Source organism: Niastella populi (assembly GCF_002078015.1).
Classification (GTDB): Bacteria; Bacteroidota; Bacteroidia; order Chitinophagales; family Chitinophagaceae; genus Niastella; species Niastella populi.
Map to the genome: position 1 here is coordinate 44,463 of NZ_LWBP01000199.1, position 25,997 is coordinate 70,459.

General features: G+C 47.0%; 18 protein-coding genes. 6 read left to right on the top strand and 12 right to left on the bottom strand.

Annotation, left to right across the window (positions count from 1 at the left end; all coding sequences use genetic code 11):
• Window positions 1-69 precede the first annotated feature (69 nt).
• The 10 genes from A4R26_RS21755 to A4R26_RS21800 form a co-directional block, all read right to left on the bottom strand.
• The gene (locus A4R26_RS21755) at window positions 70-3,375 is read right to left on the bottom strand and encodes a SusC/RagA family TonB-linked outer membrane protein (RefSeq protein WP_081168904.1); all 3,306 of its coding nucleotides are present in this window, start codon (window positions 3,373-3,375) and stop codon (window positions 70-72) included.
• A gap of 242 nt (window positions 3,376-3,617) precedes the next feature.
• The gene (locus A4R26_RS21760; protein ID WP_081168457.1) at window positions 3,618-4,886 is read right to left on the bottom strand and encodes a FecR family protein; all 1,269 of its coding nucleotides are present in this window, start codon (window positions 4,884-4,886) and stop codon (window positions 3,618-3,620) included.
• A 121-nt stretch (window positions 4,887-5,007) separates the two neighbouring features.
• Window positions 5,008-5,574: an RNA polymerase sigma factor gene (locus A4R26_RS21765; RefSeq protein WP_165760370.1), complete on the bottom strand. Its 567-nt coding sequence runs from the start codon at window positions 5,572-5,574 to the stop codon at window positions 5,008-5,010.
• A gap of 236 nt (window positions 5,575-5,810) precedes the next feature.
• Window positions 5,811-8,204 carry an ABC transporter permease gene (locus A4R26_RS21770; protein WP_081168462.1) on the bottom strand — a complete coding sequence of 798 codons (2,394 nt, stop codon included), beginning with the start codon at window positions 8,202-8,204 and terminating at the stop codon, window positions 5,811-5,813.
• On the bottom strand, window positions 8,194-8,574 hold the full coding sequence (locus tag A4R26_RS34655; RefSeq protein ID WP_133054752.1) for a hypothetical protein: 381 nt from the start codon (window positions 8,572-8,574) through the stop codon (window positions 8,194-8,196). The genes A4R26_RS21770 and A4R26_RS34655 overlap by 11 nt, the downstream gene beginning before the upstream one ends.
• 411 nt (window positions 8,575-8,985) lie before the next feature.
• Window positions 8,986-9,909 (bottom strand): DUF4249 family protein, encoded by a 924-nt coding sequence (locus A4R26_RS21780; RefSeq protein WP_081168465.1) that lies wholly within the window; start codon window positions 9,907-9,909, stop codon window positions 8,986-8,988.
• 3 nt (window positions 9,910-9,912) lie between these two features.
• Window positions 9,913-12,258, bottom strand: coding sequence for a TonB-dependent receptor (locus tag A4R26_RS21785; protein WP_165760371.1), 2,346 nt, complete (start codon window positions 12,256-12,258; stop codon window positions 9,913-9,915).
• Between the two features lie 323 nt (window positions 12,259-12,581).
• Entirely contained in the window at window positions 12,582-15,314 is a 2,733-nt protein-coding gene (locus tag A4R26_RS21790; protein ID WP_081168470.1) for an alpha-L-rhamnosidase, read from the bottom strand.
• A 265-nt stretch (window positions 15,315-15,579) separates the two neighbouring features.
• A complete protein-coding gene (locus tag A4R26_RS21795; RefSeq protein WP_081168472.1) occupies window positions 15,580-16,278 on the bottom strand; it encodes a DUF2461 domain-containing protein in 699 nt (232 codons plus the stop codon).
• 30 nt (window positions 16,279-16,308) lie between these two features.
• Window positions 16,309-16,665: a winged helix-turn-helix transcriptional regulator gene (locus A4R26_RS21800; protein ID WP_081168474.1), complete on the bottom strand. Its 357-nt coding sequence runs from the start codon at window positions 16,663-16,665 to the stop codon at window positions 16,309-16,311.
• A 162-nt stretch (window positions 16,666-16,827) separates the two neighbouring features.
• Between A4R26_RS21800 and A4R26_RS21805 the strand changes: the two genes are divergently transcribed.
• Window positions 16,828-17,436 carry an FMN-dependent NADH-azoreductase gene (locus A4R26_RS21805; RefSeq protein ID WP_081168475.1) on the top strand — a complete coding sequence of 203 codons (609 nt, stop codon included), beginning with the start codon at window positions 16,828-16,830 and terminating at the stop codon, window positions 17,434-17,436.
• A gap of 100 nt (window positions 17,437-17,536) precedes the next feature.
• Here the strand turns inward: A4R26_RS21805 and A4R26_RS21810 are convergent, their stop codons facing one another.
• A complete protein-coding gene (locus A4R26_RS21810; RefSeq protein ID WP_081168477.1) occupies window positions 17,537-18,190 on the bottom strand; it encodes a hypothetical protein in 654 nt (217 codons plus the stop codon).
• Between the two features lie 4 nt (window positions 18,191-18,194).
• Window positions 18,195-18,617: an RNA polymerase sigma factor gene (locus tag A4R26_RS21815; protein WP_242674985.1), complete on the bottom strand. Its 423-nt coding sequence runs from the start codon at window positions 18,615-18,617 to the stop codon at window positions 18,195-18,197.
• Window positions 18,618-18,642: 25 nt separating this feature from the next.
• Between A4R26_RS21815 and A4R26_RS35095 the strand changes: the two genes are divergently transcribed.
• The 5 genes from A4R26_RS35095 to A4R26_RS21840 all read left to right on the top strand — a co-directional run bounded on the left by A4R26_RS35095 (window position 18,643) and on the right by A4R26_RS21840 (window position 25,982).
• Window positions 18,643-18,909: a hypothetical protein gene (locus A4R26_RS35095; RefSeq protein ID WP_165760364.1), complete on the top strand. Its 267-nt coding sequence runs from the start codon at window positions 18,643-18,645 to the stop codon at window positions 18,907-18,909.
• A 261-nt stretch (window positions 18,910-19,170) separates the two neighbouring features.
• Window positions 19,171-19,737 (top strand): RNA polymerase sigma factor, encoded by a 567-nt coding sequence (locus A4R26_RS21825; RefSeq protein ID WP_165760372.1) that lies wholly within the window; start codon window positions 19,171-19,173, stop codon window positions 19,735-19,737.
• A gap of 192 nt (window positions 19,738-19,929) precedes the next feature.
• Entirely contained in the window at window positions 19,930-20,781 is an 852-nt protein-coding gene (locus tag A4R26_RS21830) for a FecR family protein (RefSeq protein WP_081168485.1), read from the top strand.
• A gap of 79 nt (window positions 20,782-20,860) precedes the next feature.
• The gene (locus tag A4R26_RS21835) at window positions 20,861-24,376 is read left to right on the top strand and encodes a SusC/RagA family TonB-linked outer membrane protein (RefSeq protein ID WP_242674986.1); all 3,516 of its coding nucleotides are present in this window, start codon (window positions 20,861-20,863) and stop codon (window positions 24,374-24,376) included.
• A 40-nt stretch (window positions 24,377-24,416) separates the two neighbouring features.
• Window positions 24,417-25,982, top strand: a complete 1,566-nt coding sequence (locus A4R26_RS21840) for a SusD/RagB family nutrient-binding outer membrane lipoprotein (protein WP_081168489.1) — start codon at window positions 24,417-24,419, stop codon at window positions 25,980-25,982.
• The last annotated feature ends 15 nt before the right edge of the window (window positions 25,983-25,997 follow it).

Genomic DNA, 25,997 nt, shown 5'->3' on the forward strand with positions numbered 1-25,997 from the left:
CCTGCCGGTATAAAGCTTTGCCAAAAATTTATTTTACCTGTTATCATAATATTCGAAAGTCGTGGGTGATCAGAAATTGAGTTTTACAGAAAAACCGAATGATCGCTGGCTGGGCGCCATGAAGTAATCGATACCCTGGAAATAGGTACCCGTATTGGCGGTGAGCTCGGGATCGAACGGCGCCCTGCTATACAACAGGAACAGGTTACGGCCTATCAGTGAAACGTTCATTTTTTTCACCACCTTGTTCCATTTCTTTACAGGAAGGTCGTAACCAAGCGTTGCTTCGGCCAGCCGAACGTTGGTAGCGCTGTAAGTGTACATAGAGGCAATACCGCCGGAAGCGCCAGCGCCCACTACCTGGTAATATTCTTTGGCCGGGATGGGGCGGCCGTTCACGATTGCGCCTCCATTGTCCCTGGCTTTGGCAGAAGCTTCTGAAACGCCAAATGCGTCGAGCATGGCCTGGGTATTCGACACTACGATACCGCCTACCCGGGCCGTAAAGAGAAAGCTCAGGCCTATCCCCTTCCAGTTGAGGTTGTTTCCCCAGCTAAGATTGTATTTGGGCATACTGCTTCCTGCGTAAATAAACCTGTTGGGGTCGGCCGCTACGGTTTGTGAAGCGGGATCCACGTAAATGGCGCCGTGCTCATCAACCCGCAGCGTATTCACATAAATGTCGCCCATTGTGCCGCCTTTTTTCAACGTGATGCGGTAGCTTCCTGTTCCCGCCATATTCAATTCATCGAGGGTTATGATCTCTTTTGTGCCCGGGTCTTCCATTGCCGGCAGCATTTCAACGATCTTATTCCTGTTCAATGCGTATGTGGCAAAAGAACTTACACTCAGTTCCCCGAACTTGCGGGTGTAACGTGCGGTAGCCTCTACCCCTTTATTGTCTACGCGGCCTCCATTGATGTATATAGAAAGGAAACCCGATGCAGGAGACAATGTTGGTTTGAATGGCTGATTATAGGTACGCGAGTGATAGATCGTTGCGTCGATACTCAATGCGCCTTTTAAAAATGAAGCATTCACACCCAGTTCTGCAGATTTCGTTAACTCAGGCTGCAGATCATAATTAGGCATGCTGGTGAGTGTAACGGGTAAACCGTTTGCCAGCGGGTATGTTGGAATAGAGAGAAAAGGCGCGGGTTCATTTCCTACTTCGGAATACGAACCGCGTAATTTCAGATAAGAAAGAATATCTGATTTTATCGGCAGTAAGTCGGTAAGCACGCCTGAAAGGCCTGCCGAGTAATAAAAGAACGACTGGCTTTTTGTCAATGCAAGCGACGATGCCCAATCGTTACGGGCGGTAATATCGAAAAACACGCCATTGCGGTAGGCCAGTTGCGCACTGGCAAACACGGCCTGTTTCTGCCTGCGGATCCCTGTTTGCTGAATATCTGCACCGATAGGGTTTATGTTTGTATAAGTGTACAGGTTGGCAACCCCTTGCAGTCTTCCGCCAAACAGGTATTGATTCTGCCTGATGTCTTCTATAGATGCACCGGCAACGCCCGTGAGCGTATAGTCGGCATTGAGCTGTTTATTCACGTTCACCAGTACATCGGCATAGATCTGCTGGTTATCGAGCGTATTCAGCGAATAATAACCTTTCTCCGAGGCAAACAGCTGGTTGGTGGAAGCGCTGTATTTTCTTTCGGCTTTCTCATTGTTCCGGTCGAGTTTCACCCGGCCGGCTATATTGACCCAGTCTTTTATCTGGTATTTCAGCGATGCGTTGGTGAGGTAGCGGTCTTTCCTGTTCGGGAACAGATCGCGCTGGGTAACCCAGTAAGGGTTCTGCATCATTAAACCATTATCGCCAAATGGCCAGAACTGCGTCATCAGGTTGCGGGAAGGATTATAGCGCTCAAATGCTTTTACCTTGTTGAAGTCTTCACCCGGTGGAAAAAGATAAACAGCTACCAGCGGGTTGAAATACTGCCCCTGTGAGATCATGTTCTGTTCATTCACCAGGCCGCCCATAAAGCTCAGGTCGAGCGTCATTTTACCATCGAGAAAGGTTGACGTGTTACGGCCTGTAAAGTTGTAACGGCTGAATTTGTTATTGGGAATGATGCCACGGGCATCCACATGTCCTAATGAAACATAGGTCTGGCTTCTTTCGCTGCCGGTTGAAAAAGTTACCGCGTTGGTGACATTCGTTCCGGTTTGAAAGAAATCTTTGGGTTTGTATGAGGAAGGCGTTTGCAGTTTTTCTCCCCAACTGTAATAACTGCCGGGTTCCGACTGGCCGTACCTGTTCTGGAATTCCGGCATCAGTAACGGGTTATTGAACATGGTGGAGTTGGAGGCGGTTATTTCTGCTTTGTTCTTCGAACCTTTTTTTGTGTTGATGATGATGACCCCATTGGCGGCGGTACTGCCGTACAGGGCTGCCGCGGATGGACCGCTCAGTACGCTGATGCTTTCAATGTCTTCGGGGTTGATGTTTGAAACAAAATCGCCCGTTTGTCCGGCCCCGGAGAAAATATCTTCCGCCTGACCACGAATATTATTCTGCATAGGTACCCCATCGATCACATAGAGGGCATTGTTGTTATTGTAGATAGATTTCGTACCACGCAATACCACGCGGGAAGAACTGCCCGCACCGGCAGAAGAACCATTGATGGTAGCGCCGGCTACTTTCCCTGCAAGGGAATTAACGAAGTTGGCGTCTTTCACGCGGTTCACTTCGTCGCCTTTTACTTCCTGTACATTATAGGTAAGTGATTTTGATTTGCGGGTAATGCCAAGCGCGGTAACCACTACTTCGTTCATTTGGGTATCGGCTTCTACAAGCGATACATCGATATTAGTCCGGTTTTTGATAGCCACTTCCTGGCTTACAAAACCAACGAAGCTGAACAAAAGCGTTTCCGTTCCTTCGGCCCGAATGGAATACCTGCCCGATGCATCGGTGATTGAAGACGAGCCGGAACCTTTAACGGAAACGGAGGCGCCTTCAAGCGGGGTACCATTGGCAGAGCGAACGATGCCGGTAATGGTTATTGGCGGAATTTCCTCAACAACCGTTTCCACAACGGACTGCTTTGCAGGCAGCGGCGTTTTATCTTTTATGAAAATGGTTTTACTGCTGATCTCATATCCCAGCGGTTGTTTATTGAAGATGAGATCGAGGAACTGTACCAGCGGCATTTCAACGGCGGATGCAGTTACGGGTTTGGCGCCCTTCAGCAATTCTTTGTTGGCAAAAATGGTGTAGCCGGTTTGTTTTTCAACGGCATTGAATACCTGAACAATCGATACATTTTTACCTGTGAAAGTAATTGTTTGTGAAAATGTTTCCGCCTGTGCGCCAAGAATGCTCAGGGCAAGAAAAATAATCGTCAGTTTCATAACTAACAGCGTTTTGGTGAGCACCCGAAGCCGTTGCCGTGGCTTTCCTGCTGAATGCACATGCCTTTCAGCGGGAAGGAGCACAGTGGCAACCCTCCGGTCACAATGAGCAATTTTTTGCATAAATTCACATCGGTTTAGTTTGAAATGTTTGAATCGAACGAACGTTTATAATTGAACCTTCCCGACAAGTCGGGACGGCCGCCTTCGGATGCCAGTCCGGGACGGCCTTTTTATTTTTATTAATGCAACACGATCAGTTTTCTTCCTTCCAGCCTGAAATGCACTTTGCTGAGCTCGAGCCCGCGCAATACATTATTGAGAGACAGATCACGTCCCATTTTGCCTACGAATTCGAGTTTGGGAATACCGGTTTCATATTCCACTTCTATATCGTACCAGCGTTCTAACTGATGCATTACTTCCTGCAGGGTAGCTTCTTCAAAATTGAACACGCCGTTCTTCCAGGCGATCACTTTTTCGATGTTGGGTGAATGGTGAATGGTCAATGGAGAATGAGTGGTGAGTGGCGAATGGCCGGCAATTATAGCCTGCTGACCAGGTTTCAAAACTGCTGACAATTCATTATCCTTTGCCGTTTCATCCCGCTTTGAAGCAGCACCGTTTGCCGTTTTCACAACCACCGACCCTTCCAGCAACGTTGTTTTTATGGCAGGTTCATTGGAATATGCATTGATGTTGAAGTGTGTGCCCAACACTTTTACTGAGGCCCCCCGTACCCCTCCCGGTTGGGGGGGAATAGTAACAATAAATGGCTTTTGGGCGTCTTTGGCAACTTCGAAATAGGCTTCGCCCCACACCTCTACCCTTCTTTCATTGCCGCTGAAATGAGTTGGGTATTTTAATGAAGAGGCGGCATTCAGCCATACTTTGGTTTTATCGGGCAGCACTAACTGGAACTGGCGGCCTTTGGGCGTACTGATTGAATTGTAGGCCAGTTGTTGCCCGGCTGAAGCCACAGGCGCATAAACCAGCTGTCCGTCTTTCAGCCGCACTTCAGCGCCGGTTTGCACAGTAATAGTACCATTGCCGAGGCTGTCGAGCACTACCTGCCGGCCGTCGGCGAGTGTTAAGATAGCGCCCTGGCTGCCCGGGGCGATGTCGTCGGACGTTGGTTTAGGCGTTACCACTGAAGCGGTTGGCGCCGCCTTTTTTTGCCGTGGTGACAAAAGGAAAAACCCAACTGTAATTATTAAAACGGCTGCTGCCGCGTATTTGAACCAGGGTTGAAGGAACAGGCTTACTGAACTGCGTTTATTTCGCTTTCCGGCGTTTAAGATCGATGGAAGGCGGCCCTGCAGGGAATTACGGATCGCTGGTGTAATGGCGCTTTCCAGCACCGGGGTTGATAAATGAGCTGAAATGATACCGGCCGCTTCGCCGGCATTGTCTTCCCGGTTCAACCATTCAAGTAGCTGATCGGTTTCTTCGGGCGACAATTTGCCCTGAAGCAGGCGTTCGAAAAGGTCGTTATAGTTCTGGTTATTCACGCGGTTAATGTTGTATAAAACAGGAACGGCGCGGGGAGGAAGATGGGGGGATGGGATTAAAAAGTTTTTAGTTCTTAATTCCGGGAGGCTTAAAAGGCGGGCATACTAATTAATAGCCGGCCTACCCCACAGTATCAGTTAATGAAGAAGAAAGAAGAATCGCCACCAGGATGGCGGCATCGGTATGGGTAAGTATATAATTGCGGATCGATTTATTGACGGCTACCACGTATTCCTTTACGGTGAGCGGGGAAATGCCCATGATCTCGGCGGCCTTTTTATAGGTGCAGCCGTTTTCTTTTATCAGCTCATACACCTTTTTTTGTTGCGGGGGAAGCTGTTCAATGGCTTTATGCAGAAAGTGAGAATGTTGTTTGTACTGCAGGCCTTCCTCTATGTATTCGTAATTTTCTTCGGCCAGGGCCCTGAACTTTTCAAGCAGCTGATGGTCGCGTTTCAGTTTCCTGAAGAAGTCGTACACGAGGTTTTGGGCTATGCGGTAAACATACCCTTCAAAGTTCTCGCCGATCCCTTTATTGGAGCGTTTTTGCCAGATGCGGGTAAATAATTCCTGAACGAGCTCGCCGGCCTGCTGCTCATCTTTTACCATGCGGAAGATATTTACATACAGGCGCGGAGCATAATGATTATACAGGGTGGTGAAAGCTTCTTCACTACCCTGCTGCATTTCCTTAACCAGTAAGTTTTCGTTATGGAGAATAATGGTCTGCAATACGTTTTAACAAATCAGTGTCTAAAAATAATAAAAAAACAATACGTTGAATAATTATTTTGACCAATGTATCTTTTGCCTGGAGTTTCTATTTTAAATGAAAAGAAAAGGCCGCCCCGTTGAGGCGACCTTATAAATGTCTTAAAGCAGCTTAGGCGAATGACCGGAATATTTGCGCGCTACTGTGCGGTTTATTCCGTTCTCAGATTGTTGACCGGATTGCTTTGCGCCGCCTTCAATGCCTTAAATCCAACCGTCGCCAGAGCGATCAGCATGGCCAGCATACCGGCCCCGGCAAATACCCACCAGCTGAGGTTTGTTCTATAGGTATATTGCTGTAACCAGTCGTGCATAAAGTACCAGGTTATAGGGCATGCAATGATAAAGGCAACACTTATCAATACGATGAATTCACGGGAGAAAAGGTAGATAATGTTTTGAATACTAGCCCCCAGCACCTTTCTTATTCCAACTTCTTTTAACCTTTGCACGGCCATGAAAGAGGCCAGTCCATACAAACCCAAACAACTCAGGAATATAGCAATGGCAGCAAAACAGGTATACAGGTTATACAGCATGTTCTCCTGTTTATAAAAACCGGCGACTTTATCATCCATGAATTCGTATTCAAACACAAAATCAGGGAATGCTGCGCTCCATATTTTCTCGATGTTTTTTATTTCTGAACGCATATCATTGCCGGCTATACGGATACTTGCGGTATTATACCTTTTTTTCAGGTTACTGATTAAAACGGCCGAAATGGGATCTTTGAACGACGAAGCATTGAAGTCCTTGATCACGCCTGCGATCGATCCTTTGATCCTGCCATTCCACAGGTCTATTTCTTTATTAATGACAGCATGGGGATCGGCATAGCCCAGTTTCTTTACCAGGCTTTCATTCACCAGGAATTCTCTTATGGAGTCGGTGGTGGTAAAATTCCTCCCGGCCACCAGGGGCAATTCGTAGGCAGGAACATATTCGGCATCGGCGAACTTGATGATGGCTGCAAAATCGACATCTTTTTCACGATGATCGAATTTGAAACCGCTCCACCAGTTATCGACGTCGGAAGGTGACTGCGAATTGAAGCTCACTTTAGTGATGCCGCCTGATTGTTGTAACCGGTTGCGGATGTAATCGATCTTGCTTAAGCCTGCACTGTCGTTCTGGAACGGCACATTTACCAACGCTTCTTTATTAAAACCCATAGCGCTGGTATTGAAGAAACGCATTTGTTTCATCATCAGTAGTGTGCCTATAATGAGCGCCTGTGCTATTACAAATTGCGCAACCACCAATGAACGCCGAAGGTTTATATGTTTTCCGCTTACCGTTGTAAGTTTTGTTTTTAGTGCGGTAACCGGGTTGTAGGCCGAGAGCACAAACGAAGGATATAAACCCGCCAGCAACGTTACCAGCACGGTGATGGCTATCGTAAACAGCACCACTGCCGGTTGCCACAACAATGATGATGACATGCGCAGGTCGAGCAGCGTATTGATAAAGGTAATGAGCGAGATGGCGATCACCCAGGATAATGCTACAGAGCAGGCAGTCAAAAGAAAGGTTTCGGTCAGGAATTGTTTTTTCAACTGAAGCCTGCTGCTGCCCAATACCTTCCGCACACCTACTTCTCTCGATCTGTTCACCGCCTGTGCGGTAGAAAGATTAATGAAATTAACACAGGCGATCAGCAGAATAAACCCTGCAATAAGCCATAACGTTTGAATGCGTGAAGGGCTGATGGTCTTTCGCAAAAAATTACCCGCTTTTTCATCGAAATGTACCTGTTGCAATGATTGCATCACCTGTACATTCTTATTATCGGGTTTACGGTATTTCTGTGAGAAACTGATAAGCGGCTGCGAGTAGGCAGCGGCTGTGGCGCCTTTCTTCAATAACACATAACACCCGTGATTGCTGTCGATGGTTATCCAGTCGGTTGATTTCGAAAAGCCTCCCTGTTCATAGGGAACTATCATGCACATTTGAAAATCGGTATTCACCGGGAGGTCGGCCAGTACACCCGTGACCTTCAACAGCAGCCGGGGGCCTATTCTTATGGTTTGTCCCACGGCTTTTTCCCAGTTGCCGAAATATTTAGTAGCAGTAGCTTTTGTTAACACTACAGAATTAGGGTCTTTCATGGAACCGGCAGGATCGCCGGCCAGCCAGGGAAAATCGAAAATGCGAAAGAAAGCCGGTTCCGTAAAAAATGCATTCCCTTTCTCTTTGAACTTTTTTACCGGGTTACCATTGGCATCCATCACCAATACCTGTGCATCAGTCACTGAAAAAATACCACACACGTCTTCAAATTGGGGGAAATCATTTTTCAGTGCTGCAGGTAATGGAAACGGCACCGCACTTGTGGAATCGGTTGCCGATCCTTTGGTGAGCACGCGATAGATCCGGTCTTTCTTCGAATGGAAATTATCGAAGCTTTTTTCGTAATGGATCACCAGGAAAATGATCAGGCAAACGGCAATACCTGTGCTCAGGCCGGCGATATTGATAGCGAGATAACGTTTGTTGCGCAGCAGGCTACGGACCGCAGTCTTTACATAATTACGAACCATAATAAGCTGTTTTCAGGTGTGGCAAAACGATTTGCATGGTTACCTTACTATACTTATTCAGTGCCAATGTTCCAGCAGCCTGAAAATCAATTATCCATTTGGGTACATGCACAATAAAGTGCACGGTTTCGATACAATGTACGCACGGTTCCGGCACAGGTTTGAACATGGAATGCCTGACGCCGGATGCAGTGGGCCGGGCTTCAAAAATGTTTCGGCCTGGCTCAGTAAGTTCCGCGATAATTTCCGTATCGGTTTTGCCTGACTTTCTTGCATTAAGCGCATAAGTCCAGTTTGAGGTACCCATATGCGCCGCAGCTTTGATCTGCTCTTTTTTTTCAACCAGATGCTTCAGAATGGCTGTGTCCATTCCCCGGTTTCCAAATTCATCGAACAGGTAATCGATGGCTTCGTCGGTCAGTTTATTTCCTTCGTTCTTTGTGAGGTTGATCAATTCCTGTTTAGACAATTGTGATAATACCGTTGGATCAATTCGGGATCTATAAGAGACATTTGGTTGGGTTTTTACAGGTGGAAATTTTGGAACGGCTGAAAATACATATTCAAACAGGAAAATGCAAGCGGTAAACCAATGATCGCAATGATGAGGTTTCTGATGTTCATACGGCAGGGAAATGTTATAAGATGAGGTTTCGATGGCATGAGTCAACTGGCAATAGACAATGGGCAAGGGCTCGCGTTTCACGTGCCTGACAACAGGCATTCCAATAATTAAAATTATCTGAATGCCTGTTGGAAGACGTCTCTCCCTATATAGCAATTATTTTATAATGATCGTTTTCGTACTGATACTAAACCCGCTGAAACAACCGATCACGTTCTCTCCTTCGATTGTGTTCAGCAATTTAACCGGTGTAGAGAATGGGCCGCCGTTAGATCTTGCTTTATTGAAGCTATCCCAGAAATTATACACTTTCCGTTCTACGTTGACCATGTAGTATACTACTGAATCTTCTATGGCAAATCCATTCCCATGGGTCAGGTGCATGTACTGTCCGTTGGTAAGTTCATCGGTATTGGGTGTAAAGCGGTTGCTGTTGAGACCGCCCCAGCCGAATTTTTCGCCTGTATCCTGGTTGCGCCAGTAATACAACTGCGTATTACCGATAGTATCGGGGTCTTTATAATGCACTGTTAAACGGGCTTTCAACTGCGTTGTGTCATCATCTTCGTCGATATAATGAAAGCCGCTGGTAAGGCTGTCGAGCCTTATGGGCATCAATAAGGAGGTGATAGACGAATAGCGTTTGCCTTCCGCTTCAATTTCGAGCAGGTAATGTTTTCCCGGTGTGCCTTTTAATGCATTGTTAGGATTGGTGGCTAACGTATTGTCGAAATAAACGCCGGGCAGCAACACGTTACCGAACTGCCGCAGCCGGCCTTCGCGCAGTTGTTTGCGGGTTCCCTGATCCCAGATGTACGTATTGTTGGCGCCCAATGTGCCTTCAGTTATGGTAACGTTGGCGCCGGTGACCGGAATATTTTCAAAACCCTCTTCATAATACCCCTGGCTGCGGCCGAGTATTACGTAATTATAATATGGCAGTTCGTTGTTGATGTATGCTTCTACGATCATTTGTGGTTCGTTCTGTTTGAGATCGATAGGGAAATCCCGTTCGCACGACATGAACGAAACAGTTAACGCGGTAATAATAACAAGCCTGTAGATGTTCACTGTTCTCATCGCTTAAAATTTGAAGTTCCAGGTTACGCCGGGCAGTATGGGGAACAGGTATACCTGCTTGCCCTTTACTGTACGTTCATCCTCATCGGCATCTATATAAATGAAATACGGGTTTTTCCGGTTATAAACATTGTATAAACTAAACACCCAGTTGCTTTTGAAGCGTTTGGTACTTTTGGGTTTGGGCGTATACGTAAATGCAATGTCCATCCGGTGATAGGCCGGTATACGGAAATCATTGATCTTGTCGTATTGATTGATATTGGTAAAAATGGGTTCACGTTCGAGTGGGTTATAACCGAGGTTATATACAAATCTCCCGGTTGGCATGGTGAGCGCATTGCCGGTTCCATAAACAAAAACGGCAGAGGCTTCCCATTTTTTACCTAGATCGTAATTAGCTACTACGCTCACATCGTGCGTGCGATCGTACCGGTAGGGAAATGCCCTGCCATCGTTCATATCGCGAAATGTTCGTTCTGCCCTGCTCAGGGTATAACCGATCCAGCCATTGAGCCTGCCGGTTTTCTTTTGAAAGAACAGTTCAAGGCCATAGGCTTTGCCGGTGCCGAAGATCATTTCACCTTCAATATTCTGGTTCAGCAGTAACCGGGCGCCGGGTTTGAATTCGAGTTGATTGCCCATGGTCTTATAATAGGCTTCGGCGCTTATTTCGTATTTGCCATTGTTCAAACTTTTGAAATAACCCGCCGCCACCTGTTCTGCTTTTCCTGGTTGTATTACGCGGCTCGATGGCACCCAGAGGTCACTGGGAAAGGTAGCCGCACTGGTAGTGGCCAGGTGCAGGTATTGAATTGTTCGGGTATACGAGAGTTTTATACTGGCAGCGCCGGGCAGTTTGTATAACAGGTTTACCCGCGGTTCGGGATATTGGTAACGGGCTATGCTTTGCCCGCGTTTATAGTATTCTACCTCCCCGGTGGGCGATCCGTCGGCTCCGTATATTATGCGCTCGGTTGGACCGATCTGGTTGAAATAACTATAACGCAGCCCGGCTATCAGGTTGAGGTTGGTAGTAACGTTTATGTCTGTGCTTATGTAACCGGCTGCTTCGCGTGCATACTGGTCGTGGATCTGCGATTGAAATTCCTGTACGCCTGCGGTAGAATTACCCGCGCCGGGCCGGAAGGTATGCCAGGTATATTGTAAACCGCCCTTCCATTTTATCCAACTGGCGGGTGTAAATACCCAGTCGTTTTTTATGGAGTGATCGGTGAGGCCCGACGAAAATAGAAAGCCATTGGTACCAAACGTAACGCGGCTGTTCAGATTGAAATCATTGCGTATAAGCGATAATTCGTGTTTCCATTTTTTATTCACCTGTTGTTTCCAGGTGAGGCCAAGGATGGTATTGCCCCAAATGGCATTGAACTCGCGCTCCGGACCATCATTGTCATCATCGGCAAAGGTGAAATTGTCTTTACCCGTATAAAAGGTGAAATAAAGGGTATTGTTATCATCGATGGCAAAATCGGCTTTGGCGTTTATGTCATAAAAATAATAACCGTTGTTGCCGAGACTGTCAGGTGCAAATACTTTGGCCACCTGGTCGATATAGGTGCGGCGGGCGCTGATGACAAACGATGATCTTTTTTTGATCAATGGCCCTTCCAGCGAGAGTCGTGAAGAAATAAGCCCGATACCGCCGCCAAATTTAATGGAGTCTTTATTGCCGTCGCGGGTATTCACGGAGATCACACTGCTTAATCGGCCGCCATATTCGGCGGGCATGCCGCCTTTTATTACTTCAATATTTTTTACGGCATCGCCATTGAATACGCTGAAAAAGCCGAGCAGGTGATTGGGATTGTAAACAGGGATCCCGTCGAGTAAAACAAGGTTCTGGTCGGGTCCGCCGCCGCGTACATAGATCCCCGCGCTTGCTTCGCCGCCATTTTTGATACCCGGTAACAGCGTGATCGTTTTTATAGGGTCTACTTCGCCAAGGATCATCGGCAGCTTCCGGATCTGCGCCATATCGAGGTTATGCACGCTCATCTGATTGCGCAAAACATTCCGGTTGGCCGTTACAACCACATTCTGCAACAAACTTTCCCGGGAACGCAGGAATACCTGAATGGTTGTATCCTGGCTGATAGTGATATGCCGGGTAGCGGCATAATGACCTACCGCACTTACAGTAATGCGGTATTTGCCATTGGGTAGTGTTGCAGAGAATAAACCGGTAGAATCGGCCAGTTTTTCCTTCTGGTTGATCCTTACGGTTGCATTTCCTACCGGAAACTGCACACTGTCAAGTACTTTAATTGTTATTATATGGTCCTGTGCATGAATGGTACGGGTAGCTATCACAATCAGCACCAACATCAAAACCACTTTTTTAATACTATATCTTTTTGCCACTGTCATCTGTAGAAATCCATTGTGTTTTAGCCAGATGGAACTTCCCCCCGGCCAGCCGGGGAAAAACTTTCATTGCCTTTAGATGCATAATGAAAATTTCCAGGGTCGTTTCATCACCGGTAAATTAATATATATCCTGCTAATAAGTACTTTTTTCGCAAGGAAAAGCCCAACACAGGTACGAAATACCGGGGTAAAATGGATGGGTGGCCATTAAAAAAAAATAACCCTGCAGGCCCGGTTCAACCGGGACATGACAGGGTTGCAATTCGTTGCATCTGTGTTATTTATTTGGCAGCTGCAGTAGCCGGTGTTGCCGGTATAGCAGTAACGAACCGGTATTTTCCTGATCCCGCTTTTACTACTACGTATTTATCAGCGGTGGCAGTTGCCTGCCATTCTTTTTGAGCGGAAACCGCTTTCCCGTTTTCGGTGATGGTTTCGGCGCTGGCGCCGGGGATATAGATATCGGCTGTAGTATTGGCCGGTATCTCTACTTCCAGTACCAGTTCGTTGCCATTGATCGCCCAGCCGCTGGTGGCGGTACCATAATTGGTTTGCAGGCTGGCTTTTGCTTTTGTCAATCCGCCGCCGATATGCGGCTTAATCTTAATATGCTTGTAACCAGGTTTGTCTTCATAAGTGTCGAGCCCCGCCATTACGCGGTACATCCAGTCGCCAATAGCGCCATAAGCGTAGTGGTTGAAGGAGTTCATGGTTGGCGTTTGAAAAGTGCTGTCGGGTTTTTGTCCGTCCCAGCGTTCCCAGATAGTGGTGGCGCCCATTTTTACAGGATATAACCACGACGGATAACTTTCCTGTAACAGTAATTTATAAGCGAGATCGGTATAGCCGAAGCGGCTTAGCACATGGCATAAATAAGGTGTTCCTAAAAATCCGGTTGTAAGGTGGTTACCGTACGACCTGATATTTTCTGCCAGCCGCGCTGCCGCCTGTTGGCGTAACTGTTCGGGCAGCATATCGAAATTCAGGGCCAGTACATAAGCTGTTTGGGTACCCGATACCAGCCGGCCATTAGGTGTAAGGTATTCTTTTACAAAAGCCGCTTTTACTTTGTTGAGCAGGGTTTGGTAAGTGGTTACATCTTCTGCCTGGCCCAGCAGGGTGGCCGTATTTATTACAATTTGCACCGAATTGGCGTAAAAGCACTGGGCAATGAGGTATTTGTCGGTAACGGCGGATCTGCCGTCATTGTCGTCGAAAGGGCGGAAAAAAAGCCAGTCGCCAAAATGAGAGCCTGTTTGCCACAGGTCGTTTTTGCTTTGGGCCTGCATATAACCTACCCATGCTTTCATGCTTTTATACTGGTTCTGTAAAATTCTTTTATCGCCGTAGGCCAGGTACATATTCCAGGGCAGAATGGTGGTTACATCGGCCCAACCGGTGGATGCGCCGTCATTGGCATGTAAAACATTGGGTATTACGTGAGGAACCAGGCCATCGGCGCGTTGATCTGCGGCTACATCGCGCATCCATTTGTCGAAAAAATTATTCACGCCGAAATTGAAGGCGGCCGTGCGGGAGAATGCCTGTGCGTCGCCCGTCCAGCCCAGGCGCTCATCGCGTTGCGGACAATCGGTTGGCACATCGAGGAAATTACCGCGTTGTCCCCATTGAATATTATGCTGCAGTTGGTTGAGTAACGGGTGCGAACAGGTGAAGTCGCCCGTGCGTTGCATGTCTGAATACAGTGCCACAGCGGTGAAGTTTTCCGGTTTTATTTCTTCCGGGTACCCTTCCACTTTTATATAGCGGAAACCAAAAAATGTGAAATGCGGTTCCAGCACGGTTTCATTTCCATCGAGAATATACGTGGCCGTGGTTTTGGCGGCACGCAGGTTCTCGGTGTAGAAATTGCCATATTTGTCAAGCACCTCGGCATGTTTTATTACAATACTGTCGCCGCTTTTTCCTTTTGCCTTAATGGTTACCCAGCCCACGAGGTTTTGCCCGAAGTCGAGCACGGTTTCGCCGTTGGGTGTTTTCAGCACTTTAACGGGTTGGAAGGTTTCGTGTTTTTTTATGGGTTCGTTATAGGTGGCAATCAGCACGTCTTTTGAATAGTTCTCCGGTTTCACATTGCTCCAGCCCGCGTCATTATAACCGGCATTGGCCCAGCCGGTCTTTTCCTGTCGCAGATCGATGGTTTCGCCATGATAGATCTCAGTATAGCGGATGGCGCCGGTCGATGATTTCCAGCTATCGTCCGATACTACCATTTCGGTTGAGCCATCGGTATAGGTAATGGCCAGTTGAAACAGCAGGGCGGCATCGCTGCCAAACGAGTTTTTATTACCACTCCAGGCGAGGAAGCCACGGTACCAGCCGTTTCCAACTGATACGCCTACTGCATTTTGTCCGTTGGTGAGCATCGGCGTTACATCATATACCTGGTACTGCAGGCGTTTTTTATAGCTCGTCCACCCGGGTGTAAGGTAGGCATCCCCTACCCGTTTGCCATTGAGCTGCGCCTCGTACAAACCATGGGCGGTAATATAAGCGGTGGCTGTTTTTACTTTTTTGTTCACCCCAAATGCTTTCCTGAAAAGTATGGCGGGACGGTTCTGTGCATCTTCGGTAAAACCCGGCGTTATCCATTGCGCTTTCCATTCGTTTGGTGGCAATGCGGTTTGAAAAGAGGCCGGTGCACTCCAGGGTGTTGCGCGGCCGTTATTGTCCCAAACCCGTACCTGCCATTGATATCTGGTGGCCGACTGAAGCGGTTTACCGGCGTATGGCACCTGTACCGACTGGTCGCCGGAAACTTTTCCGCTTTTCCAAACGGCATTGTTACCTGCCGATACTTTTATTTCAAAGGCTGTTTGGGCTATGCCGCGCCGGCTGCCCGCCAGTTGCCAGCTAAACCGGGGTGTGGTAACATCGAGGCCAACAGGGTTCACTAAATTTTCGGTACGTAGTTGTTGCAGGGTTACCTGGGCGGCAGCTCTCTGCAAAAACAATAAGCCAAAGCAGCCAGCTATTACTAATTCCTTTTTCATTGACAGGCAATTTGATTTTTTGGGATTTTGAAGGTAGTGAAAAACCATAATGAGCCGTCCTGTAACATACTGCTTAAATGTTTAGCACTCAACACATAAAAAGTGAATACGTTGGTACGAAGCAGAACTACCAGCCTGGCCAATAAAAAAGCCGCCAACAGTGTAAGATGGCAGCCCTGTTATTCTTTTTGCTATTGTTTATCCGGCTCGTAAGTTTTTTACCGGGTTTCTTACTGCCGCTTTAAGGCAAAACAGGGTGGCATTTTCAAACTTCCAGCCCATTGGGATCGGTAGTGAGCACTTCGCTCATATAATCGAAGAAAGGGCGCATGTTCCTGAAAGTGGTGGCGGCTTCCCTTAGGAAACTTTCACTTAACACTTCTTTATCGGTAAACCGCCTGATAAGCAGGAATTGTTTATAACGCAACAGATCGATGGCTTCATGGCCGGCGTCGAAACCTTTGGGTGCGGTTTTCAATTGTTCGCCCTGCAGTACGCCAAAGGTGGATACAAATGTTTTACTTTTTAATATTTTACGCAGGGAGCCGGCGTCAAAGGCAATTTCATCCCTGATGCGTTTAATGTCCTGCGCATTGGGGGCCCAGAATCCGCCGGCAAGATAACTGTTGCCGGGCTCGAGATGGAAATAGTAACCGCCGCGGCGGTATTTGGTTGCGCGTTTGAAGTTGCCGCTCCAGTTTGTTTTATAGGGTGTTTTATCGCTGGAGAAACGAATGTCGCGGTAAATGCGGTGCAGGCATTTTTTTCCCGACAGCGTTTCAATTTCATCGTGCGTACGAAGCTCGCGTAACAAAGCTTCTGCAAATTGTTCTACCAGCTCCAGTTCTTTTTGATAAGTACCTTTGTTATCATTGAACCAGTCGCGATGATTGTTCTTTTTCAGCTTTTGTAAGAAATCGAAACCCGATCTGTATATAACAGGCGCCTGATGTTGTTTTGCCATACTTCGTTTTGTTATAGCCGTTCGAAATGCCTAATCTTTCGACATGATCTTTTTCCGGTGCCGGGTGCCCCATTTGTACAGTTCATTGATAATATCATCGAGCGACTCACCATATTCGGTAAGTGAATATTCAACCACTACCGGAACGGTATCGTACACCGTTCTTTTGATGAGTTTGTTCATTTCCAGATCGCGCAACTCTTTCGAGAGCATACGATCGGTGATCTTGGGAATGTCCTTGGCAATTTCACTGAACCGTTTATTGCCAAACTGAAGTGAGATAATTATCGGCAATTTCCATTTACCGCTGAGGGTGTTTATGGCGTCCGATACGGGAAGTATCAGGCCGAGGCATTTATGATGTTCCCTTTCTTCCTTTTTTGCCATGTTGCATGTTTTTTTACTGCTGCTATACTCCTGTATAGTACTATACCGCGGTATAGAGCTATACAAGCGTATAGTACTTACTTATGTATAGCAAAGGTAGGTAGCTTTGTGATGAAAACAAAAAGCGATTACTACATGAGCAAAAACTTAAATTCATCTACAATGAAAAAGATACTGAATATAGTGTCAAGTGCAAAAGGTGATATGTCGTTCAGCAATAAGCTGTCTGGAGCTATCATTGACAAATTGTTAACAGTTTACCCCGGCAGCAGGGTGCAAACCCGCGACCTGGCTACCGATCCCCTGCCCCACCTGCAGGGCCACCAGATCGCAGCGTTTTTTACACCTGCCGATCTGCGTACCGAAGAACACAAGGAAGCCATCAGGAATTCAGATGATGCGGTTAAAGAATTGATGTCTGCCGATATCATTGTGATCGGCGTTCCTTTATACAACTTCGGTGTTCCTTCCGTTCTAAAGGCATGGGTCGATCATATTGCGCGTGCGGGAATTACATTTAGTTATGCAGACGGAACGCCAAAAGGGTTGGTCACCGACAAAAAGGTTTACCTGGCCATTGCCTCCGGCGGTATTTATTCTGAAGGGCCTATGCAGTCGTACGATTTTACTGAACCATTCCTGCGGAAATCCCTGGGTTTTATCGGCATGAACGATATTACCGCATTCAGGGTAGAAGGTACTTCCATTCCGCAATTCAGTGAAAGCGCTTTACCTAAAGCGGTTGCAGAGGTTAATGAGTTCGCGTTCTAATACAGTAGGAAATACACCTTCTCAAAGCGGTGCGCTTCTTATATATCAATAAAAAGGTGAGCCGTCATGCAAACTTCATTGACACCGGCTCACCTTTTCGTTATTTATTTTCGACGCGGAGCGCTTTCAACTCGTTCAGTAGTTCAATCGATTTTATTACAGGGTCCCATTCACTGCCGTTAAAAATAAGACGGAACCATTTTTTGTCTTTATTCTCGTATCTGATGTTACGGAAAAGCCAGATGGCAGCGAAGATGAACGACAATGTGACCGCCGCCTGTATCAGATACAGCACCCAATTGCCATTTAGCAGCATCGACCTGTTCCAGTAAAAGGTTGTCCATACCGGTAATTGCAGAAACAGGATGCGGGTTACCCAGATGGTTGTCGATCGCAGGCTGGCCAGTTTGTGCTGTGTTTCGAGAACAGGCTCGCTGATATCAGCCTCATGAATAAGAATGAGTTGGTACAGGTAGATCACAATAGCCAGTTTGGTAAGCAATACCTGTATGCCTGCTGAAATGATAAAGAACCAGTTGGCTATTGGAAAGAGTTTGATGATCAGGATATCGATGAGCCCAACCCAGATGATGCCCACCGCTATAGTAAACAGCTTTATTGGTTTCATTGACGAAAGAAATGACTTCACTTTCAACCGGGTGATCTCTTCTGCATTTCTGCGGTTAAGCTGCAGGCTTTCTTCGAGCCGTTGCCCGTATGTTCTCCATAGACTGATGATTTCGTTGTCTTCCATTTTATTAAGCGTTTAATGATGCAAATTTTTGTTTCAGTATTTTTTTAATGCGCCCAATGCGCGTAGATACATTGGTTTCAGAAATGCCTGTTATTTCGGCGATCTCCTGTTGGCTTTTTTCTTCCAGGTACAACAACACCAACGCCTTGTCGAGTTCTTTCAGTTCTCCGATAAACTGGTTCAGGTAGCTGATCTGTTTGCCGGTTTCACCGCCGTTGTTTTCATCTGCCAGGTCAAAGATGTTATCGGGCAAAGGATTGGTAAGCTGTTTACGGCGGTTTTCCCTGCGGTAGAAGGAGATGGCTACATTCAGGGCTATGCGGTACATCCAGGTTGTATATTTATATTTATCATTATACTGGTCGAACGATCTCCATAACTGTACAATGATCTCCTGTATAAGGTCCTTTCTGTCTTCTGAATGCATACAGTAAGCATTGGCAACCTTATAAATGATACCCTTGTTTGTTTCAATCAATGAAAGAAATATGGCTGGTTGTTCTGATAACATGGAAAAAGTTGCCGGGAAAAGGCTTTTATTATTATTCGCAACAGCATCGGAAATATCACAGGAAGCTAAAAAATTTATTAGGCACCTGACAGGGATGGTCAAAATAACCTGCCATACCTGGTGTAAATGGGTATTATGCGGTTTTACCTTTTTAAGTTGGCAGTCTGACTACCTGCAGGCATTGCCCCAGGGGCATTTACATCATTAAAGTGAACAAACAAAATATTGAAACATGTTTAAAGCTGGTAAAACAGTAACCATTTCGAACGCATTCGAAAAAGACCGTTTCCGGTTTCGGAAACGGTCTTTTTCTTTCGCTTTTGCGTGATTATGCGGCCAACGTATGGTTAAACGAAATAATGCAAACGATTGCGTAAGCAAAAAGCCTCAAAACAGGTTAAAAAAACTTAAACATTTAGTAAAACAACTTACTTTATGTTATTACATTTGGATGCTAAGTTTGCGCCATATGAATGTACAGCCAATTGTTCCCGAAGACGGCGAATTATTGCTGCAGTTGAAACAAGGGGACCGTATTGCTTTCGATGAGATTTTTAACCGCTTTGCCGATCCAATCCATACGTATATACGCGTACGGCTGAATGGGTCGGAAGAGGCAGACGATGTTTTGCAGGAAGTTTTCATACGCCTGTGGAACAAACGTCAGTCTATCGTAATCCATACTTCTTTCCGCAATTACCTATATACCATCGTGCAGCATTGCATCAGCGATCACCAGCGGGCTTCCAAACGCAAAAGGTATACGCTTCCAGAAGAAATGCCCGAGCGCACTGAAGGAAGGCCCCTGCCCGATGAGCAGTACCAATACAAACAGGCATATCATATCTGGCGGACCGCCACCAATAAACTGCCGGGACAAATGCGGCGCATCTACTCCATGAAGAACGAAGAACAATTATCGGTAAAAGAGATCGCATCTGAATTACAGCTCAGCGAGCAAACTGTAAAGAACCAGTTGCATACCGCCGGCCAGCGGATCGTAAAGATGTTACGGCAGGTGCAGATCTTCTTTTGACGTGAAACGGCAAACCTCAGCGCGGCCCCCGTCGGCAACCGTGAAAGGATGCCGATTTCCGGGCTTATCTAAAGGTCGCGCGCTATTGACCATTGACCCAATATGACCAAATTGTTAACTCCCGCCTTTTTCTACATTCACTCTAGTACCAGTTTCATTTAACCACCGTCTATTACCTAAAGCTGTTTCTGCATGCCCCGTAAATCAAGGCACAATAATGATAAAAATGACAAACAACCTGATGAGCAATGGTTGCAGGCATGGCAGTCGCCCGAAGGCATGGGAATGCGGAAAAAGCAGATCCTGCTGAACAGCATCAATGACCGGATCGACAACCGGCGGAGACAAAAAAGGAAGCTCTTTTTTATTGGCCTAAGCGCTGCTGCTGCCATACTGGTGGCATTTTTCATTAAAATGCCAGGCAATGGATCGCCCGTACAAGCGAACGCATGGCAGGAACTGGCCAGTACCGACAGCTCAAAGAAGATCATACTTGAAGATGGTTCTGTTGTTTGGCTGGCGCCCTGGTCGGAAGTAAAAGTGCATACCGGTTTCAAAAACAACCGCAGCACTGTTTTATCAAGAGGAACGGCTTTTTTCGATGTAACCAAAGATGCACAACACCCGTTCACTATTGAAGTAAACCAGCAACGGGTAACTGTTGTAGGAACGGCCTTTACCATTCGTAAACTCGATGCGGTTGATCTGCAACTGACCGTAAAGGAAGGCAGGGTAACCCTGAAAAATACCGGCGGTAACCTGCTGTTCACCGCAGGCCAGCAGACATGCACTGATGGGGCTGTTACCGGTACGGTTCAAAACATTGACCCGGGTTCGGCAGACTGGTGGTTACAACGACAGATCAGGTTGAAGAACATCAGGCTGGAAGAACTGCTCAATCGCATTGAAACCTATTACCAGGTAAAGTTGTTGCATGGTGAAATCAATAAAAAGACCAAAGTGACACTGACCTGGGACATGAACCTTTCCCTGAAAGAAAATTTATCGGTACTAAATACATTGACTGGCTTTAATATCCACTAAGTAATCCTTATCGAAGTTCATTTTTTTGACCTGCTGAAAAGCGGACTGATATTGTATTGCTCATAACGTAATGAAATATATGGAATACGCAAAACTAACTAAAACACTCACTGCGCTATTACTACTGCTGATGACAGGCGTAATGCAAGTGCATGCGCAAACGGCTCCATTGCACTACCGGCACCCGGCTGGTAACCTGGCCACGATCGCAGAAGATTTTGGCCGTGTATTTAAAGTGCAGCTCGCTTATGCCAATGATGAGCTGTCTGCTGTTAAAGTACCTTCGGCTTCTTATGAAGCGGGTACGGTAGGTGAGCTATTGAATAAAGTACTGGCTCCCGGTGACTTTGTTGCCACTGCAAGTGGAAGCAGTTGGGTGATCAAAATAAGTAACACGCCTAAAAAAGCGCCGGGCATGGTATTGAAAGGTACTGTTACCGAAAGCGGAAATCCCGTACCGGGCGCTACTGTCATTATTAAACAGGATGGACAAAAAAATGCGGTAGCCATAGCCGATGAAAATGGCCGCTTCAGCAAAAACCTTCCGGCAATAGCTGAAGGAACTATTGAGATCACAGCGGTTGGGTTTCAGCCGTTGAGAAAAAAATTCACTGCCGCAGCGCAAACCTCGTTAAGCCTGGTGCTGCAGAAAGACGACCAGCAGATGCAGAATGTGGTAGTGACCGCATTGGGTATCAAAAAATCGGAAAGGTCGTTGGGTTATGCGCTTACGAAAGTAGACAGTACGCAGCTTACCCAGGCAACGAGTTTGAACTGGACCGACGCGCTTTCCGGAAAGGTAGCGGGTCTTAACCTCGTTCGTTCGGGCTCGGGCCCTGCCGCCTCCAGCAAGATCATTCTCCGCGGCGAAAACAATCTTACCGGCGACAATGAAGCCCTTATAATAGTAGATGGTGTGGTTATCAGCAACAGCAGCGGCAAACGTTCTGCCAATGGCAGCGACCGCGTGTATGCCACCAACTCAGACAACCTGCCGGCCGACTATGGCAGCTCTTTAAATGATATCAACCCGCAGGATATAGAAAGCGTATCTGTACTGAAAGGGCCCGCCGCAGCTGCACTGTATGGCCAGCGGGCGGCAAACGGCGCCATCATTATCACCACCAAAGCCGCAGCCCAGAAAAAGAAAGGCAGGCTCAATGTTCGTTATACGATAAACGGAAACATGGAAGAGGTAAACAGGTACCCCGACCTGCAATATGAATACGGCCAGGGCCTGGGCGGAGCGTTGCACTACTCTTTCGGCGCAAGCGAGGATGGCGCCAGCACCAGCGGTACCAGTTCGGCTTATGGACCTAAGTTCGATGGACAAATGTTCTTTCAATACGATCCGGTGCGGCAGACAGTGGGAACAGAGCGCACTCCGTGGCGGGCCTACGACAACATCAACGACTTCTGGGATAAAGGAACCGACCTCAGGCATAGCCTTAGTTTAGATACCAGGTGGGGCAATACAGGCATCAGGGTAAACATGGGTACTGAAAAGAACAAATGGATCGTACCCAACACCGGTTTCACGCGCAGGAACGCCGGATTGACCACCAATACGGAGATCACCAAAAAACTGAAAATCGCTACCAAAATAAACTACGGTTTCAGAAGCAGCGATAACCTGCCAGCCGCCGGTTATGGAAACCAGTCATTGATGTACTGGTATATTTTCTGGCAGCCCAACGCCGATTACAACTGGCTCAGGAACTATTGGGCAGGTGGAGAAGGCAGCGTATACGACAGCATGTATAAACAGATCCGTTACCCCTTCTCTTCTTTCCCCGAGAACCCGTTTGCGATCGTCAATGAATTTTTAAACAAAACAAGAAGAAACAACGTAACCGGCAACGTAACCCTGAACTACCAGCTTACCGATGAGTTAAGTTTAATGGTGCGCGGCAACCTCGACTGGATGAACGATAAACGTGAGCAGGACCGGCCCTACGATGCGGGCACCCGGCTCATCTATGGTTCTGTAAGAAAACAGAACATCTATAGCCACGAAAAAAGCTACGATTTCATGGCCAGGTACAATAAGAACATTAATAAAGACATAAAACTGGGTTTCACCATTGGTGGCAGCCAGTTGAAAAATGAATACAAAAAAACGGATATCAGGGCCGATGGATTAAAATATCCCGACTCTTTAAAAGACGGCTCACCCTATCCGCAGATCTACAGTCTTGACAACAGCTTGTATGGATTAACCTATTACCCCGACAAAAGCGCCTACCAGATCAACAGTATTTACGGCATCGCAAACTTCAGTTACAAAAATTATCTGTATGCAGAAATTACCGGCCGGCAGGACTGGAACAGCGTACTGGCCACTCCTAAAAGAACGGATAATGTAGGATTTTTCTATCCTTCCATCAACACCAGTTTCATTTTGTCGGAAGTGACAAAGCTGCCTGCTTTCATTAACTATACAAAGCTAAGGGCATCGTTTGCCCAGGTAGGCAGCGGCAGCACCACGCCGTACAGAACAGCCTATACGTACTCCCTGGCAAGCGGTGGTATTTACCCCGACAGCGCCCTGGTTAGTCCAACCCTTTTGCCTAACGTCAACTTAAAATCGCTTACTACTTCCACATTCGAGTTGGGTACCGAAGTGCAGTTTTTGAACGGCAGGTTAGGCGTTGACGTGGCAGTGTATTTTGGTAATACAAGGAACCAGATCTTCACAAGAACGGTAGACGCTTCTTCGGGTTACAGTTCTGCCATCATCAATGCGGGAAGAGTAAGGAACAATGGTTTGGAAATACAGCTTAATGCCAAACCCATTGCCAACGCAAAAGGATTTAACTGGAGCCTTTATGGAACGTTTTCTTTCAACAGGAACAAGATCATGTCTATGCCCGATAGTTCGGTATTGCTGCGGGCCGGCAATATAGCCAGCGGCCAGATAGTGGCATCGGTAGGCGGCAGCATGGGCGATCTGTATGGCCTGGGTTACCAGCGCAGTCCCGACGGACAGGTGATCTTCGACCCTGCAACCGGTTTCCCCGAGATCACGGATAATATCATTTACCTTGGGAACACGGTGCCAAAATACAGGTTCAGCCTTGGCAACAATTTCCGCTATAAGAATTTCAGTTTAAACCTGCTGTTCGATGCGCAGGTGGGAGCAGTAGCTTATTCACTTAGCCATTACAAACTGGCAGAACAGGGCAAATTGAAAAGCACGCTACCGGGCAGGTACAACGGAATTATCGGCAACGGCGTAATACAGAACCCCGACGGGTCTTTCCGCAAAAACGATGTGGTGGCAACCGATATCGATCAATATTATCAATACAGCATTGGCAGCTACAATGCAGAAGGCAGCACATTCAGCACCGACTTTTTAAAATTCCGCGAAGTGTCGTTGTCTTATGCCTTTAAACCAAAATTGCTTAAAAAGATAGGGTTGAACACAGCCAGCGTTGGTGTATACGGGCGCGACCTGTTCATCTGGTCACCCTGGCCAATATTCGATCCTGAGTTCGGTACACTGGCAGGGTCAGACATCGTAAGAGGTTTTGAAACGGGTCAATTTCCTTCTACCCGCACAATGGGCTTTACTTTAACCGTGGGGTTATAATTATTGCGTAAAACTGATCAATCAAAAAAAGAATACAGGGATGAGAAAGAATATATATATAGCATGTATGGTTTTGATGGCGGCGCCGGCATTCTATTCATGCAAAAAGGGTTTTGAAGAGCTGAACACAGACCCTATCAACATTATCAGCACCACTCCTGACAAGTTGCTGGCTCCCGCCCTGATAAACGCCATTTGGCCGGGCATGAGCCGGAACAGGAGCTTTAACAACGAACTGATGCAGGTTACCGTATCGCAAAGCGATGGCGATAATACCGTTTTCAGATATGCATTCCGGGCTAACTGGTCAGACTATTTATGGAATGCCTGGTATGTGCAACTGACCAATTTCAAACAGGTAGACAGCCTGGCGCGTTCAGAAAAAATTACCAATGCTTCCTACCAGGGTATTGGTAAAACATGCAAAGTATGGTTGTTCTCCAACCTCACAGACATTTACGGCGATATACCCTACTCACAGGCACTGATGGGCGATCAGCAAAATGTTGTACCGGCTTTTGACAGGCAGAAAGACATTTACCTCGATATGTTCAACCAGCTGGAAGCAGCCAATACCCTGCTTGCCACAGGCGATACGATAGCAGCAACAAGCGATCCGTTATACAAAGGGGATATTGGCAAGTGGAGAAAATTTGCCAATTCATTATACCTGCGCCTGTTACTGCGCGTATCGGGTAAAGCAGAAATGCAACAGCAATGTATTGCAAAAATAAAACAGATAGTAGAGAACCCCGGCCAATACCCGATCTTTCAAAACAATGCCGACTGCGCCAGGATACTTTGGAGCGGCGGTACCAGTACTACCGATCCCTACACCTCGCCTTATTTGAACGGGGTGCGTGCGCAGGATTTCCGTAGCCCATCGCTTTGCAGTTTCTTTTTAGACAATCTGGTTGCGTGGAGCGACCCACGTTATGTTTCATCAACCCCGTATGGAAAGGGCAGCATTGGCCGCTTCGGTATTGCGCAGGCCAGCGGTGGCGGATGGTATGGCGTAAAAAGCGGGTACCAGCCTGGCACCGGCGATGTAAAAGGTTGTTATTTTCAAAGCTATGATAACGCCAGCACCGGCGGTGTATGGTCGCTTCAGCAAAATCCCAACACCGGTATCATTATGCAGTATGCCGAAGTACTGTTTATACTCGCTGAAGCAAGTGCAAAGGGATGGATCAGCGGCGATACAAAAACCTTGTATCACCAGGGTATTGCAGCTGCCATCAACTACTGGGTGCCCAACTTTCCTGAAACCATACCTTCTGCAGCGTTTACCGAGCATTTGCTCAATCTTGACGCTGCCGGTGAAATTTGGGATGATAGCTACCCATTAGACCAGAAAATGGAAATGATCCACCTGCAAAAATACTATTCACTGTTTATGACCGACCTGCAACAGTGGTTTGAATACAGGCGCACCGGGCACCCTGTTCTACCCAAAGGGCCGGGACTGGAAAACAACGGCGTAATGCCTGCACGCCTGGTATATCCTGTATATGTACAGGCTGCCAACCCTGTAAACTATAAGGCTGCGGTAGCGGCACAGGGCCCCGATGAAATATTTACGAATGTATGGTGGCAACGGCCTTAAGTGTTTCAACAAAAA

Excerpts from the sequence above, each read along its gene's own strand:
- A4R26_RS21755 (WP_081168904.1), bottom strand. The coding sequence starts at position 3,375 with ATGAAACTGACGATTATTTTTCTTGCCCTGAGCATTCTTGGCGCACAG.
- A4R26_RS21765 (WP_165760370.1), bottom strand. The coding sequence starts at position 5,574 with ATGCAGCAGGGTAGTGAAGAAGCTTTCACCACCCTGTATAATCATTAT.
- A4R26_RS21770 (WP_081168462.1), bottom strand. The coding sequence starts at position 8,204 with ATGGTTCGTAATTATGTAAAGACTGCGGTCCGTAGCCTGCTGCGCAAC.
- A4R26_RS34655 (WP_133054752.1), bottom strand. The coding sequence starts at position 8,574 with ATGGACACAGCCATTCTGAAGCATCTGGTTGAAAAAAAAGAGCAGATC.
- A4R26_RS21780 (WP_081168465.1), bottom strand. The coding sequence starts at position 9,909 with ATGAGAACAGTGAACATCTACAGGCTTGTTATTATTACCGCGTTAACT.
- A4R26_RS21785 (WP_165760371.1), bottom strand. The coding sequence starts at position 12,258 with ATGTTGGTGCTGATTGTGATAGCTACCCGTACCATTCATGCACAGGAC.
- A4R26_RS21790 (WP_081168470.1), bottom strand. The coding sequence starts at position 15,314 with ATGAAAAAGGAATTAGTAATAGCTGGCTGCTTTGGCTTATTGTTTTTG.
- A4R26_RS21795 (WP_081168472.1), bottom strand. The coding sequence starts at position 16,278 with ATGGCAAAACAACATCAGGCGCCTGTTATATACAGATCGGGTTTCGAT.
- A4R26_RS21800 (WP_081168474.1), bottom strand. The coding sequence starts at position 16,665 with ATGGCAAAAAAGGAAGAAAGGGAACATCATAAATGCCTCGGCCTGATA.
- A4R26_RS21805 (WP_081168475.1), top strand. The coding sequence starts at position 16,828 with ATGAAAAAGATACTGAATATAGTGTCAAGTGCAAAAGGTGATATGTCG.
- A4R26_RS21810 (WP_081168477.1), bottom strand. The coding sequence starts at position 18,190 with ATGGAAGACAACGAAATCATCAGTCTATGGAGAACATACGGGCAACGG.
- A4R26_RS21815 (WP_242674985.1), bottom strand. The coding sequence starts at position 18,617 with ATGCATTCAGAAGACAGAAAGGACCTTATACAGGAGATCATTGTACAG.
- A4R26_RS35095 (WP_165760364.1), top strand. The coding sequence starts at position 18,643 with ATGATACCCTTGTTTGTTTCAATCAATGAAAGAAATATGGCTGGTTGT.
- A4R26_RS21825 (WP_165760372.1), top strand. The coding sequence starts at position 19,171 with ATGAATGTACAGCCAATTGTTCCCGAAGACGGCGAATTATTGCTGCAG.
- A4R26_RS21830 (WP_081168485.1), top strand. The coding sequence starts at position 19,930 with ATGCCCCGTAAATCAAGGCACAATAATGATAAAAATGACAAACAACCT.
- A4R26_RS21835 (WP_242674986.1), top strand. The coding sequence starts at position 20,861 with ATGGAATACGCAAAACTAACTAAAACACTCACTGCGCTATTACTACTG.
- A4R26_RS21840 (WP_081168489.1), top strand. The coding sequence starts at position 24,417 with ATGAGAAAGAATATATATATAGCATGTATGGTTTTGATGGCGGCGCCG.